This is a genomic window from Acidocella sp. C78 (genome assembly GCF_907164655.1).
The window spans coordinates 67,070-79,047 of sequence record NZ_CAJQZK010000075.1; the positions used below are offsets into that span (position 1 = coordinate 67,070).

General features: G+C 63.4%; 16 protein-coding genes and 2 pseudogenes. 16 read left to right on the forward strand and 2 right to left on the reverse strand.

The features are described from left to right. The first annotated feature begins 12 nt into the window (after positions 1 to 12). The 14 genes from rplF to ACIDOCELLA78_RS89720 all read left to right on the forward strand — a co-directional run bounded on the left by rplF (position 13) and on the right by ACIDOCELLA78_RS89720 (position 8,070). A complete protein-coding gene (gene rplF / locus ACIDOCELLA78_RS89655) occupies positions 13 to 546 on the forward strand; it encodes a 50S ribosomal protein L6 (RefSeq protein ID WP_201728812.1) in 534 nt (177 codons plus the stop codon). Beyond that, on the forward strand, positions 546 to 908 hold the full coding sequence (gene rplR, locus ACIDOCELLA78_RS89660; RefSeq protein ID WP_201728813.1) for a 50S ribosomal protein L18: 363 nt from the start codon (positions 546 to 548) through the stop codon (positions 906 to 908). The genes rplF and rplR overlap by 1 nt, the downstream gene beginning before the upstream one ends. 10 nt (positions 909 to 918) lie before the next feature. Then, the gene (rpsE, locus tag ACIDOCELLA78_RS89665) at positions 919 to 1,488 is read left to right on the forward strand and encodes a 30S ribosomal protein S5 (protein WP_201728814.1); all 570 of its coding nucleotides are present in this window, start codon (positions 919 to 921) and stop codon (positions 1,486 to 1,488) included. Next, entirely contained in the window at positions 1,481 to 1,675 is a 195-nt protein-coding gene (rpmD, locus tag ACIDOCELLA78_RS89670) for a 50S ribosomal protein L30 (RefSeq protein ID WP_201728815.1), read from the forward strand. Before rpsE ends, rpmD begins: the two co-directional genes overlap by 8 nt. After that, entirely contained in the window at positions 1,675 to 2,160 is a 486-nt protein-coding gene (rplO, locus tag ACIDOCELLA78_RS89675; protein WP_201728816.1) for a 50S ribosomal protein L15, read from the forward strand. Before rpmD ends, rplO begins: the two co-directional genes overlap by 1 nt. A 137-nt stretch (positions 2,161 to 2,297) precedes the next feature. Beyond that, a complete protein-coding gene (gene secY, locus ACIDOCELLA78_RS89680; protein ID WP_201728817.1) occupies positions 2,298 to 3,647 on the forward strand; it encodes a preprotein translocase subunit SecY in 1,350 nt (449 codons plus the stop codon). Continuing rightward, a complete protein-coding gene (locus tag ACIDOCELLA78_RS89685; protein WP_201728818.1) occupies positions 3,644 to 4,318 on the forward strand; it encodes an adenylate kinase in 675 nt (224 codons plus the stop codon). Before secY ends, ACIDOCELLA78_RS89685 begins: the two co-directional genes overlap by 4 nt. A gap of 199 nt (positions 4,319 to 4,517) precedes the next feature. Continuing rightward, positions 4,518 to 4,895 (forward strand): 30S ribosomal protein S13, encoded by a 378-nt coding sequence (gene rpsM, locus ACIDOCELLA78_RS89690; RefSeq protein WP_201728831.1) that lies wholly within the window; start codon positions 4,518 to 4,520, stop codon positions 4,893 to 4,895. 78 nt (positions 4,896 to 4,973) lie between these two features. Then, positions 4,974 to 5,366 (forward strand): 30S ribosomal protein S11, encoded by a 393-nt coding sequence (gene rpsK / locus ACIDOCELLA78_RS89695; protein ID WP_201728819.1) that lies wholly within the window; start codon positions 4,974 to 4,976, stop codon positions 5,364 to 5,366. Positions 5,367 to 5,495: 129 nt separating this feature from the next. Next, positions 5,496 to 6,515 (forward strand): DNA-directed RNA polymerase subunit alpha, encoded by a 1,020-nt coding sequence (locus ACIDOCELLA78_RS89700; RefSeq protein ID WP_201728832.1) that lies wholly within the window; start codon positions 5,496 to 5,498, stop codon positions 6,513 to 6,515. A gap of 50 nt (positions 6,516 to 6,565) precedes the next feature. Next, positions 6,566 to 7,006: a 50S ribosomal protein L17 gene (rplQ, locus tag ACIDOCELLA78_RS89705; protein ID WP_201728820.1), complete on the forward strand. Its 441-nt coding sequence runs from the start codon at positions 6,566 to 6,568 to the stop codon at positions 7,004 to 7,006. Between the two features lie 106 nt (positions 7,007 to 7,112). After that, on the forward strand, positions 7,113 to 7,568 hold the full coding sequence (locus ACIDOCELLA78_RS89710; protein WP_249675884.1) for a hypothetical protein: 456 nt from the start codon (positions 7,113 to 7,115) through the stop codon (positions 7,566 to 7,568). Then, the gene (locus ACIDOCELLA78_RS89715) at positions 7,547 to 7,849 is read left to right on the forward strand and encodes a hypothetical protein (RefSeq protein ID WP_249675887.1); all 303 of its coding nucleotides are present in this window, start codon (positions 7,547 to 7,549) and stop codon (positions 7,847 to 7,849) included. The genes ACIDOCELLA78_RS89710 and ACIDOCELLA78_RS89715 overlap by 22 nt, the downstream gene beginning before the upstream one ends. Further along, positions 7,849 to 8,070 (forward strand): hypothetical protein, encoded by a 222-nt coding sequence (locus ACIDOCELLA78_RS89720; protein WP_249675889.1) that lies wholly within the window; start codon positions 7,849 to 7,851, stop codon positions 8,068 to 8,070. Before ACIDOCELLA78_RS89715 ends, ACIDOCELLA78_RS89720 begins: the two co-directional genes overlap by 1 nt. Positions 8,071 to 8,176: 106 nt before the next feature. Here ACIDOCELLA78_RS89720 and istB read toward each other — a convergent pair. Continuing rightward, positions 8,177 to 8,922, reverse strand: a pseudogene (gene istB / locus ACIDOCELLA78_RS89725) (IS21-like element helper ATPase IstB). Between the two features lie 17 nt (positions 8,923 to 8,939). Further along, complete coding sequence (gene istA / locus ACIDOCELLA78_RS89730; RefSeq protein WP_201727680.1) at positions 8,940 to 10,466, reverse strand: IS21 family transposase; 1,527 nt, start codon at positions 10,464 to 10,466, stop codon at positions 8,940 to 8,942. A 215-nt stretch (positions 10,467 to 10,681) separates the two neighbouring features. On the opposite strand from istA, the pseudogene ACIDOCELLA78_RS89735 reads away from it, so the two are divergent. Together ACIDOCELLA78_RS89735 and ACIDOCELLA78_RS89740 are read left to right on the forward strand one after the other, a co-directional pair. Continuing rightward, positions 10,682 to 11,443, forward strand: a pseudogene (locus ACIDOCELLA78_RS89735) (M3 family metallopeptidase); the annotation flags it as partial. Positions 11,444 to 11,514: 71 nt separating this feature from the next. Beyond that, complete coding sequence (locus tag ACIDOCELLA78_RS89740; RefSeq protein ID WP_201728821.1) at positions 11,515 to 11,913, forward strand: MAPEG family protein; 399 nt, start codon at positions 11,515 to 11,517, stop codon at positions 11,911 to 11,913. Positions 11,914 to 11,978: the final 65 nt, after the last annotated feature.

The window sequence follows — 11,978 nt, forward strand, 5'->3', positions numbered from 1 at the left end:
GGAGGCAGCATCATGTCACGAGTTGGTAAGTATCCGGTTGTTGTTCCGCAGGGTGTCTCGATCACCATCGTTGATGGTTTTCTGTCCGCCAAGGGCAAGCTGGGTGAGCTGAAGATGCCGCTTTCCGAACGCGTCGAAACCGTGTTCGAGGATGGCAAGGTCACGGTGACCCCGCGTAACAAGGAAGCCGCCTCACGGATGATGTGGGGCACGACGCGCGCGAATGTTGCCAATATGGTGCAGGGTGTTTCGCAGGGCTACGCGAAGACCCTGGAGATCAATGGCACCGGTTTTCGAGCGGCCGTTCAGGGCAGTAACTTGGTCATGAATCTCGGCTTTTCGCACGACGTGGTCTATCCGGTGCCGCAGGGCATCAAGATCACCTGTGAAAAGCCGACATCGATCAAGGTCGAGGGTATCGACAAGCGGCTGGTAGGGCAGGTTTGCGCCGAGCTTCGCGCCTTCCGTCCGCCTGAGCCTTACAAGGGCAAGGGCGTTAAGTTCGAGGGCGAGGCGATCCGTCGCAAGGAAGGCAAGAAGAAGTAATGAGCGCTGTACACGAAAACGAGGCGCGGCGCCGCCAGCGCCTCCGCTATCAGATCCGCCTGAAGGCCCATGGTCGTCCCCGTCTGTCGGTGTTCCGTTCGGGCAAGCACATCTACGCTCAGGTGATCGACGATACCGCCGGTCGCACGCTTGCGGCTGCATCGTCGCTCGACGCTGGCCTGCGCACCGAGCTGAAGACCGGGGCCGACAAGGCCGCCGCGGCCGCGGTGGGCAAGCTTGTTGCGGAGCGGGCGAAAGAGGCCGGTGTCACCCAGGTCGTGTTCGACCGTGGCGCCTACATGTATCATGGCCGGGTGAAGGCCCTGGCCGAAGCCGCTCGCGAGAGCGGTCTGGATTTCTGAGGAGCAGGGCATGGCACGCGAACCGAGAGAAGGCCGGGGCCGCGAGCGCGAGCGGGATCGCGATGGGGATGAGCTGATCGACAAGCTCGTCACCATCAACCGTGTCGCGAAAGTGGTGAAGGGTGGCCGTCGTTTTGCTTTTGCCGCCCTTGTGGTGGTCGGCGATCAGAAAGGCCGGGTCGGCTTCGGCGCCGGCAAGGCCAAGGAGGTCCCGGAAGCCATCCGCAAGGCGACCGAGCGGGCGAAGCGCGGCATGATCCGTGTTCCGATGAAGGAAGGCCGCACGCTGCATCACGACATCGAGGGCCGTTTCGGCGCCGGTCATGTCGTGCTGCGCGCCGCGCCTCCCGGCACCGGTATCATTGCTGGCGGGCCGATGCGCGCGGTGTTCGAGACCCTCGGGATCGGCGACGTGGTGGCGAAATCGCTCGGTAGCCGCAACCCGCACAACATGGTGAAGGCGACGGTCGCGGCGCTCTCGCAGTGCGCCAGCCCCCGCAGCGTCGCCTCGCGTCGTGGCAAGAAGGTCGCCGATCTGTTCGGCCCGAAGCGCGAGAAGGAGGCCCAGGCCGATGTCTGAGCAGGTCAAGCGGGTGCGTGTCACCCAGGTCGGATCACCGATCGGCCGCAAGCCGGGCCAGAAGGAGACCCTCATTGGTCTTGGCCTGCGCCGGATGAACGCGAGCCGTGAACTCGCAGCCACCCCGGAAACGCTCGGCCGCATCCGCAAGGTCAAGCATCTCCTGAAGGTCGAGGAGCTGTCGTAATGAAGCTGAACGAACTGCGCGACAATGCGGGCGCGCGTCCGAAGTCGAAGCGGCTTGGCCGCGGCATCGGCTCGGGCAAGGGCAAGACGTCCGGAAAGGGCGTCAAGGGCCAGAAGGCGCGCGAGGGCGTGTCGCTGAACGGATTTGAGGGCGGCCAGCTCCCGATCTATCGGCGTATGCCGAAGCGCGGCTTCAACAATGTAAACCGCAAGGACTACGCGCCGCTGAACATCGGCACCCTCGCGGCTCTCATCGAGGCTGGCAAGATCGATGCCGGTCAGAAGATTACCGAGGCGACCCTCCGCGCGGCCGGTGTTTATGCTGGTTCCAAGCTTGCCGGTGTTCGCCTGCTCGGCCGTGGCGAGATTTCGCTGAAGGTCGAGATCGAAGTGTCGGGCGCTTCGGCCAGCGCGGTCGCCGCGATTGAGCAGGCCGGTGGCAGCGTGACCACTACGGTCGTCCGCGCGGAGCCGGTTTCCGCCTGAACCACTTGCCGTGACCACCCGGGTTGCGGCACAATGAAGCCTGACGAACGGCGCTGCAGGTCGTGAGTTTTCACAGACCCGCGGCGCCGTTCCGGTTTCCGGAGATACGGCACGCTGCCGTTGGATGAGGGATATTCATGGCGTCCGCCGCTGAGCAACTCGCTTCGAGCTTCAACCTCGAAACCCTGTCGAAGGCGACCGATCTCAAGAAGCGGATCTGGTTCACCCTCGGCGCGCTGATCGTTTTCCGCCTCGGCACCTACATCCCGATTCCCGGGGTGGACCCGACGGTGATGGAGCACATGCTGGCGCAGAATGGCGGCGGCATTCTCGGGATGTTCAATATGTTCAGCGGCGGCGCGCTCGGCCGCATGACAGTGTTCGCGCTGAACATCATGCCATACATCTCGGCATCGATCATCATGCAGCTCCTCCAGGCCGCAGTGCCGCAGCTTGAGACGCTCAAGAAGGAAGGCCAGTCGGGGCAGCAGAAGATCAATCAGTACACGCGGTATCTGACGGTGGTGATCGCGCTGGCCCAGTCCTACGGTATCGCCATCGGGCTTGAGAGCATTACCTCGACGGTTGGTCCCGCTGTTCTCGATCCCGGACTTTTCTTCATTGTCACCACGGTGATCACGCTGACGGGCGGCACCGTCTTCCTCATGTGGCTTGGCGAGCAGATCACGTCGCGCGGCATCGGCAATGGGTCGAGCCTGATCATTTTTGCAGGCATTGTCGCAGCCCTACCGGGAGCGATCGCCAGCGTGCTTCAGCTCGGCGCCTCCGGCGGGCTTTCCACGGGTTTCGTCATCGGCTTCTTCGTCCTTTCGCTCGCGGTCGTCGCCTTTGTGGTGTTCATGGAGCGTGCCCAGCGGAAGGTGGTGATCCAGTATCCGAAGCGTCAGGTTGGCAATCGCATGTTCGGTGGCGACTCGTCTCACCTCCCGATGAAAGTGAACACTTCTGGCGTGATCCCTCCGATCTTCGCCAGTTCGCTGCTGCTCATTCCGGCGACCGTGATTGGATTCACCCACGGCACCGGCCCCGGCTGGTTACAAATCGTGGCTCGTGAACTGTCGAACGGGCAGCCGGGCTACATGTTGCTTTACGCCGGACTGATCATTTTCTTCTCCTATTTCTACACGGCAGTTGTCTTCAACCCCGAGGAGACCGCCGACAATCTGAAGAAATATGGCGGGTTCGTCCCGGGTATCCGGCCTGGCGCGAATACGGCAAAATATTTCGACTCGGTCTTGACCCGGCTGACGACGATCGGCGCCGCCTATCTCGTGATCGTCTGCCTCATTCCGCAGTTTCTGATTGGACAGTTCGACCTGGCTGCGGGATATTATTTCGGTGGCACCTCTCTTCTCATCGTCGTTTCGGTGACGATGGATACGGTGGCGCAAATACAGTCTCATCTACTTGCCCATCAATATGAAGGCCTGATTCGCAAGGGCCGAGGGAGGACACGCGGTCGATGAACATCATTCTTTTGGGGCCTCCGGGCGCCGGGAAGGGAACGCAGGCAAAAATCCTCGAGGAGCGCTACGGCGTGGCCCAGATTGCCACCGGCGACATGCTGCGGGCCGAGGTGAAGGCCGGTACGGAGCTTGGCCTGGCCGCCAAGGCAGTCATGGAGGCTGGCGCGCTGGTCTCCGATGACATTATCATCGGGATGCTTCGCAACCGTCTTTCACGGTCTGATTGCCGCAATGGCTTCATCCTGGACGGATTTCCCCGCACCGTGCCACAGGCCGAGGCGCTGGATGCGATGCTCGCAGCGCAGAAATTCGATCTGGATGCTGTGATTCTGCTCAAGGTGGACGAGACGGTACTGGTCGAACGTATTTCTGGTCGCTTCACCTGCGCGAAATGCGGTGCCGGCTATCATGACCGGTTTCACCCGACCAAAACGGATGGCGTCTGCGACAAATGTGGTGGTGTTGATTTCGTCCGCCGGCCTGACGACAAGGCTGAGGTCGTGAAAGATCGTCTTGCGGCCTATAATGCGCAGACCGCGCCGATCTTGCCGTATTACGAATCTGGTAGCCGTCTTTACACTGTCGATGGCATGGCGGCGATGGACGATGTAACCGCTCAGATCGAGGCGGCGCTGCGCGAGGCAGGTGTCGCGCGTCCGGCGACGGTGTGATAATCAGCGGGGTCACGAAAAATTGATCCTGCTCGATTGACTCGGGATCAGTCGGGCATTAGACAACCACACCTGCGGCGCTCCCTGGCGGGGCGCCGCTCTTTATTGAGGTGTCAGGACCGGTTTTGCCGATCTGCGCCTCCATTCGATGACCTTCAATGCCGCCGGCCGCATCCGGCGGCGATCCAAGGAGCAGACCGTGGCGCGTATTGCCGGCGTAAACATTCCTTCGAACAAGCGCGTGCTGATCAGCCTGCGGTATATCTACGGTATCGGGCCGGCCAAGGCGCGTGAAATCTGCCAGGCGCTGGAGATTGGCGAGGAGAAGCGCGTCAACCAGCTCTCCGAAGACGAAATCATGAAGATTCGTGAGCTGATCGACAAGGACTATCGCGTCGAAGGTGATTTGCGCCGCGAAGTCGCCATGAACATCAAGCGCCTCGTCGATCTCGGTTGCTACCGCGGGCTTCGGCATCGCAAGGGTCTTCCGGTTCGCGGCCAGCGTACCCACACCAACGCCCGCACCCGCAAGGGTAAGGCCGTGGCGATTGCCGGCAAGAAGAAAGCGACCCGCTAAGTCCCTTCTTCGCATCTACCCGACTTTCAGCGCCCGCCGACCATGGGCGGGCGTATCGAGACAGAGACAGGATTATTCATGGCCAAAGCAGCCTCCACGCGTCCCCGCCGCAAGGAACGCAAGAACATCACCTCCGGTGTCGCGCATGTTCTCGCGAGCTTCAACAATACGATGGTGACCATTTCGGACGCCCAGGGCAACGCGATCTCCTGGTCGTCTGCCGGCAGCCAGGGCTTCAAGGGCAGCCGCAAGTCGACCCCGTACGCGGCCCAGGTCGCTGCCGAGGATGCCGGGCGCAAGGCGCGCGAGCATGGCATGGAAACGTTGGAAATCGAGGTTAGCGGCCCCGGCGCCGGTCGCGAGAGCGCCTTGCGCGCCCTGCAGACGATTGGCTTCTCGATTACCGCGATCCGTGACCTCACGCCGATTCCGCACAACGGCTGCCGTCCGCGCAAGCGTCGCCGCGTCTGACGGCACGGGCCGCCGGTGCGGCCCGGCCGTAACCGGAGGGCTTGGCGCCACGCCGGAGCCGGAACGTTTTTGGATGGTGAGGGCGGCTTGCCCGCCTGACCGGAGGGACTGATGTTGAGAGATACGCATTTGGCATTGCAGCGGAACTGGCAGTCGCTGCGCAAGCCTGAGAAACTGGATATCGAGCCCGGCGCTGATGACATGCGCGTGGCGACGATCATCGCGGAGCCGCTCGAGCGCGGATTCGGCCTGACCCTCGGCAATGCCTTGCGGCGCGTGTTGCTGTCATCCCTGCACGGTGCCGCCGTCACGGCGGTGCGGATCGATGGTGTGCTGCATGAATTCTCGTCGATCGCCGGCGTTCGTGAGGACGTGACCGACATCGTCCTCAACATCAAGCAGATCGCCGTGCGCATGCATGGTGATGGCCCGAAGCGGATGACCGTGTCGGCGACCGGCCCCTGCGAGGTTACTGCCGGCATGATCCAGGCCGGCCACGATATCGAAGTGATGAACCCTGAGCTCGTGATCTGCACACTGGACGATGGTGCGACGCTCGGCATGGAACTCACCGTCGACTCCGGTCGTGGATATGTTCCCGCCGCCGCCAACCGCCCCGAAGACGCGCCGATCGGGCTTATTCCGGTGGACTCGATCTACTCGCCGGTGCGCCGCGTATCGTATCGCGTTGAGCCGACCCGCGTTGGCCAGGTCACTGACTATGACCGGCTGATCCTGAACATCGAGACCAATGGTGCGGTGACTCCGGAAGACGCGGTGGCGCTTGCCGCCCGTATCCTGCAAGACCAGCTCGGCATGTTCATCAATTTCGAGGAGCCGCAGCGCCTTCGTGCCGAAGAGCCGCGCCCGGAATTGCCGTTCAACCCGAACCTGCTTCGCAAGGTGGACGAGCTGGAGCTTTCGGTTCGGTCGGCAAACTGCCTGAAGAACGACAATATTGTCTATATTGGCGATCTCGTTCAGAAGTCGGAACAGGAAATGCTCCGTACGCCGAATTTCGGGCGCAAGTCGCTGAATGAAATCAAGGAAGTCCTGTCTGCCATGGGCCTTGGCCTTGGCATGGTGGTGCCGGACTGGCCGCCTGAAAATATCGAGGAGCTGGTCAAACGCTCCGACAATCCGTTCTGATCGCCTTTCAACCCATCGCTTTTCGTCTTTACTGATCCGGAGTCACTCCCATGCGTCACGGCCTTGCAGGACGTAAACTCGGCGTCACCGCGTCCCACCGTGCGGCCATGTTCCGCAACATGGCGGTCGCCCTGCTCAAGCACGAGCAGATCACCACCACGTTGCCGAAGGCGAAGGAGCTGCGGCCAGTGGCCGAGAAGCTGATCACCCTCGGCAAGCGCGGTGGTCTTCATGCACGTCGTCAGGCTCATGCCCTGCTGCGCGACGATATCATCGTTGCCAAGCTCTTCGAGTCGCTGGCCGATCGCTACAAGGAGCGTCACGGTGGCTACACCCGCGTTCTGAAGGCCGGCATGCGCTATGGTGATGCCGCTGACATGGCGGTGATCGAGCTCGTCGATCGTAATCCCGCCGCGAAGGGTCAGGATAGCGGCCCGAAGCCGGAGGTATCAACCGATGAGGCTGAAGCTGACGGCGCAGCCGCGGCCTGATCGCGGGCTTCATTTTCGACCAGATGAAGGGCGCGGCCTCGGCCGCGCCTTTTTTCATTCATCCGCCGCCCCACATCACCTCTCGGTCCGCTGACAGGGAGTGACGATGCAATTCGAACAGATCACCGCAGAAACCCCATCGGAGGGCAGCCTTGCCGCGGCCTATCGGGCGCTGCACACCGAGCTGGATGCCGGGGGTATCGGCCCTGCCATCGATGCATGGGAATCACTCCGGCGGGATTACGCTACCTGGTCGAGCCTTGTTCATTTGCGTTTCTCGCAGGATACCGCCGATGGTGGGCGCAAAGCGGCCCGTGAATATGCGGACGCGCTTGGCCCGGTGGTCGCCAATCATGAGACTGCTTTCAAGGCGCGGCTGCTGAGCCTCGATCCGGCCCCGCTGGAAGCCCGCTTCGGTGCCCACGCGCTGGAGATGTGGCGCAACGATGTCACCACCTTCCGCCCGAAATCGCCGCCGATCTCGAAACCGAATCCCGGCTCGCTGCCGACTACACGTCACTGCTCGCCGGTGCCCGCATCGTGTTCGACGGCCAGACGCTGAACCTCTCCGGCCTTGGCCCCTATGCCGAAAGCCCGGACCGCGAAATCCGCCATGATGCCGCCGCCGCCCGCTGGGCCTTCTTCGCCGAGCACGGCGCCGCGCTCGACGACCTCTACGACCGGCTGGTGAAGCTCCGCCACCGTATCGCCCGCACCCTGGGTGATGCCAACTTCACCCCGCTCGCCTATCGCCGCATGGGGCGGCTCGACTACGGGCCGGCCGAGGTCGCGACCTATCGCGAGGAAGTCCGCCGCCACGTCGTCCCCTCGTCGCCCGGCTGATGGAACGCCGCCGCGCCGAAAACGGGCTCGATCGCCTGATGGCCTGGGATGAACCGATGATCGACCCCCAGGGCAATCCGAAGCCGATTGGCGGGCGGGCGGTGCTGGAAGGCGCGGCGGCGGAGATGTTCGCGGCGATGGACCCGCGCCTGGCCGCATTCTACGAGGCGATGCGCAAGGGTGCGGATTCCGGAGAATTCGCCCATGGATTCCGATTTTAATTCGCCCACGATTCCGACGTTTATTCGCCCGGGGATTCCGAGATTTATTCGCCCGGGTAGCGGTCTCTGTGGCTGTTGATTTCGTTGCTCTCCTGTTCTCGTTGGGTCAAGCGGTTTTTGGGGTTTGCTTGCGGATCTTGCGCAGGCTTTCGCCGGTGAGTTCGATGCGGTGGGCATTGTGGAGCAGACGGTCGAGAATGGCGTCGGCGTAGGTCGGATCGCCGATCAGCTCATGCCAATGCGCCGGGGGATCTGGCTGGTGATGATGGTGGCGCGGCGGCCGTAGCGATCCTCGACGATCTCGAGCAGGTCGTGACGGGCGCCGGCGTCGAGTGGAGCAAGGCCGAAGTCGTCGAGGATCAGTAGATTGACGGCACCGAGGGTGCGGATCATCCGGCCGTGACGCCCTTCGGCGCGGGCGACCGCGAGTTCTGCGAAGAGTTTGGGGGCGCGCTGATAGAGCACGGTCCTGTCATCGCGACATGCCTTGTGACCGAGGGCACAGGCCAGCCACGATTTTCCGACCCCTGTCGGCCCGCTCAGGACGAGATTGTCGTGCGCGTCGATCCACTCACCCTGGATCAGCTTCTGGAACAGAGCCCGATCGAGGCCGCGGGCACTCCGGTAATCGACATCCTCGATTGCAGCGTCATGGCGCAGCCTGGCATGGCGCAGCCTTGTGCTCAACCGCTTGTCACGTCGGACGGTGATCTCGCGGTCGAGCAGAAGACCGAGCCATTCGGCGTGACTGAGGCTGGGGGTTTCGGGATTGGCGTGCAGCTCGGTGAACGCGCGGGCCATGCCTGCAAGACCGAGCTGGTGGATCTGATCGAGGGTCGGATGGTTCAGCATGAGGCTTCTCCTTGTCATCAGTGGAAATATCCGCCGCCCCGGATGTTGGGGTGGCGGATCGGGGTGGGATCGGGACTGGCGGTGCCGGCGGCTCGCTCCAGCCGGTTATCGAGGATGGATTTGACCGAGCCGTAGGTCAGGGTGCCGATGGTGAGCGCGCGCTCGGCCGCGGCATCGAGCCGGTCGGCGCCAACACTGCGGGCCAGGCGAAGGATGCCGATGCAGGCGCGGAACCCCTGCTCCGGATGAGGCCGGCGTTCGAGGATCAGGGTGCAGAGTGTCGCGACCGAGGGACCAAGCCGTGCGGCTTCCTGATGGATCCGTGCGATGGTCCAGTCGCCATAACGCCGGTGGCTCGAGGGCATGTGCTCGGCGATCGTCGTGTGTTTGCCGTTACCCGGCCTGCGTGCGTGCACGGCGATCCGTTCGCCACGGAGAAAGATCTCGACCGTGCGCACGGTGAACCGGGCCTCGACCTCGGCGCGGGCGTGCCGGTAGGGGACGGAGTAAAAATGCTTCTCGATCTCGACGTGATAATCGATGCCGACCCGCCGGCGCCGCCATTGCGCCAGCACATAGGGTTCGGCCGGCAGTTCCTTCAGCGCGGGACGATCGAGTGTTTCCAGCAGATGCCGTCTTGTCGCCCCCAGGCGACGGACGACCCGCTCCTCGTTCAGCCAGCGGCAGAATTCAGCGATCGCGGCATTCAGTTCGGCGAGGCCGTAAAATGCCCGGTTGCGCAGCTTGCCCAGCAGCCACCGCTCCGCCAGCAAAACCGCCACCTCGACCTTCGCCTTGTCACGCGGCCGCCGCGGCCGCGCCGGGAGAATGGCCGTGCCGTAATGGCGCGCCATATCGGTGTAGGTCCGGTTGACCTGTGGATCGTAGAGGCAGGCGCGGATGATCGCGACCCTGGCGTTGTCGGGCACCAGCAGCGCCGGCACGCCGCCAATTGCTGCCAGAGTGCGATTATGCGCCTCGATCCAGTCCGGCAGGGTCTGGGTCCAGGTCGCCTCAGCATAGGTGAAGCTCGATGCGCCGAGAACGGCGACGAAGATCTGGGCCGCACGCGTCTCGCCGGTGAGCCGGTCGATCACCACCGGCACCGTGTCGCCGGCATAATCGACGAACAGCTTCTCGCCCGATGCGTGGGTCTGGCGCATCGTCACCGGTAGCCGGGCTTCCCAGCTCCGGTAGAGCTCGCAGAACCGGCTGTAGCGATACCCATCCGGGTGCTCGGCAATATACTCGTCCCACAGGATCGACAGCGTCACGTGCTTGCGCTGCAACTCGCGGCGGATACGCCCCCAGTCCGGCTCATCCACACGTCGATGCCCCGGCCGCTTGCCCACCGCGCCGTCGAACAAGCGCCTTTCCAATGCCGCTTCGGACAGCGCCAGAGCCCCTGGCCCATCGAGCCCGGCCGCCTCCAGTCGCCGCAGCGTCAAGCGCACCGTCGATGCCGCAACCCCGACCCGGATCCCCACCTGGCGGGTCGAAAGCCCCGCCATCCTCAATCTGACAATCTCGCGCACATCGCGCATCGCAATCCGCTCCACTGGCATTCATCCGCTCCCTCGATCAGCCAAAGGGAGGGAACCTGAACCAGCCAGCAGAGACCTCAAGCCAACCCGGCCAACCCCGCCCGCCTGGGCGAATAAAAGTCGGAACAGGTGGGCGAATTAATCTCGGAATAGGTGGGCGAATAATTCCCGGAATCCCGGGCGAGTTAATCTCGGAATCCCGGGCGAATTGAGCCCGGAATCAGCACAAGGGCGGTTTCATGGATCTCGACAACCGCCCGGCCAAGGCCGGCGGTGGGTTCTGCACCAGTTTCCCGAGCGTCGGCATGCCGTTCATCTTCGCCAATTTCAACGGCACGCATCACGATGTCGACGTGTTCACCCATGAGATGGGCCACGCCTTCCAGAACTACAGGAGCCGGCATTTGCCGGTGTCGGACTATTTCTGGCCGACCATGGAGGCGGCGGAAATCCATTCGATGAGCCTGGAATTTCTCGCCCATCCGCATATCGAGCCAATGTTCGGCGCCGCCACCGCGCGCTACCGGCGGATGCACCTGATCGGCGCGCTGGAATTCCTGCCCTACGGCGTCTGCGTTGATCACTTCCAGCACGAGATCTACGCCAATCCCGACCTTACGCCCGCCGAACGCCACGCGATCTGGCGCCGCCTCGAACAGCTCTATTTGCCATGGCGGGACTGGGGCGACCTTACCTACCCCGCGATGGGCGGCCGCTGGCAGGCGCAGATGCATATCTACCGCTCGCCCTTCTACTATATCGACTACACCCTGGCGCAGTGTTGCGCGCTGCAATTCTGGGTCACCTCGCAGCGTGACGAGCGTGCTGCCTTGGATACCTATGTGGATCTCTGCGGCCTCGGCGGCTCCCGCCCCTTCGGCGGCCTGGTCGCGGCCGCCGGCCTCATCTCGCCCTTTACCCCGGGCGCCCTGCGCGATGCCGTGCGCGCCGCCGCGCAGGCGCTGGATCTGTCATAGACCATCAACATGATAGAGCACGACATCCGATCCGGAAGGACCGGAAAGTGCTCCAGACCGGAAGCCGAAGAATGACCTTCCCCACCGTCGCCGCTGGCTATGGCGCCCTGCTCGCCCTGATCTATCTCGTCCTCTCGCTCTGGGTCGGCTTCGGCCGCTTCGGCTTCCGGGTGATCCACGGCGATGGCGGCAACGATCGCCTCGCCCGCCGCATCCGCGCCCATGCGAATTTCGCCGAATACGTCCCGCTGATCCTGCTTCTCGCCGCCCTGCTGGAAGCGAGCGGGGCAGGGCGGCTTGAGATGAATGCGTTGCTCTTCCCGCTGCTGGTCGCCCGCGTCATCCACCCGTTCGGCATGATCGCGCCGGAGAATTCGGCCCAGCAATTCCTCTGCCGTGCGCCCGGGGCGCTCATTACCTGGCTCGTCCTTGGTGCGGAGGCGGCCCTGCTGCTGGCGCGCCTGAGATGAGAGATGCTGCTGGTTGCATTGGCCCGCGGCCAGAGCCCCGCCGTGTCTTTCCGGTCATGCGTGGC

Excerpts from the sequence above, each read along its gene's own strand:
- secY (WP_201728817.1), top strand. The coding sequence starts at position 2,298 with ATGGCGTCCGCCGCTGAGCAACTCGCTTCGAGCTTCAACCTCGAAACC.
- rpsK (WP_201728819.1), top strand. The coding sequence starts at position 4,974 with ATGGCCAAAGCAGCCTCCACGCGTCCCCGCCGCAAGGAACGCAAGAAC.
- rplF (WP_201728812.1), top strand. The coding sequence starts at position 13 with ATGTCACGAGTTGGTAAGTATCCGGTTGTTGTTCCGCAGGGTGTCTCG.
- rplR (WP_201728813.1), top strand. The coding sequence starts at position 546 with ATGAGCGCTGTACACGAAAACGAGGCGCGGCGCCGCCAGCGCCTCCGC.
- ACIDOCELLA78_RS89740 (WP_201728821.1), top strand. The coding sequence starts at position 11,515 with ATGACCTTCCCCACCGTCGCCGCTGGCTATGGCGCCCTGCTCGCCCTG.
- istA (WP_201727680.1), bottom strand. The coding sequence starts at position 10,466 with ATGCGCGATGTGCGCGAGATTGTCAGATTGAGGATGGCGGGGCTTTCG.
- rpsE (WP_201728814.1), top strand. The coding sequence starts at position 919 with ATGGCACGCGAACCGAGAGAAGGCCGGGGCCGCGAGCGCGAGCGGGAT.
- ACIDOCELLA78_RS89685 (WP_201728818.1), top strand. The coding sequence starts at position 3,644 with ATGAACATCATTCTTTTGGGGCCTCCGGGCGCCGGGAAGGGAACGCAG.
- ACIDOCELLA78_RS89720 (WP_249675889.1), top strand. The coding sequence starts at position 7,849 with ATGGAACGCCGCCGCGCCGAAAACGGGCTCGATCGCCTGATGGCCTGG.
- rplQ (WP_201728820.1), top strand. The coding sequence starts at position 6,566 with ATGCGTCACGGCCTTGCAGGACGTAAACTCGGCGTCACCGCGTCCCAC.
- ACIDOCELLA78_RS89710 (WP_249675884.1), top strand. The coding sequence starts at position 7,113 with ATGCAATTCGAACAGATCACCGCAGAAACCCCATCGGAGGGCAGCCTT.
- rplO (WP_201728816.1), top strand. The coding sequence starts at position 1,675 with ATGAAGCTGAACGAACTGCGCGACAATGCGGGCGCGCGTCCGAAGTCG.
- rpmD (WP_201728815.1), top strand. The coding sequence starts at position 1,481 with ATGTCTGAGCAGGTCAAGCGGGTGCGTGTCACCCAGGTCGGATCACCG.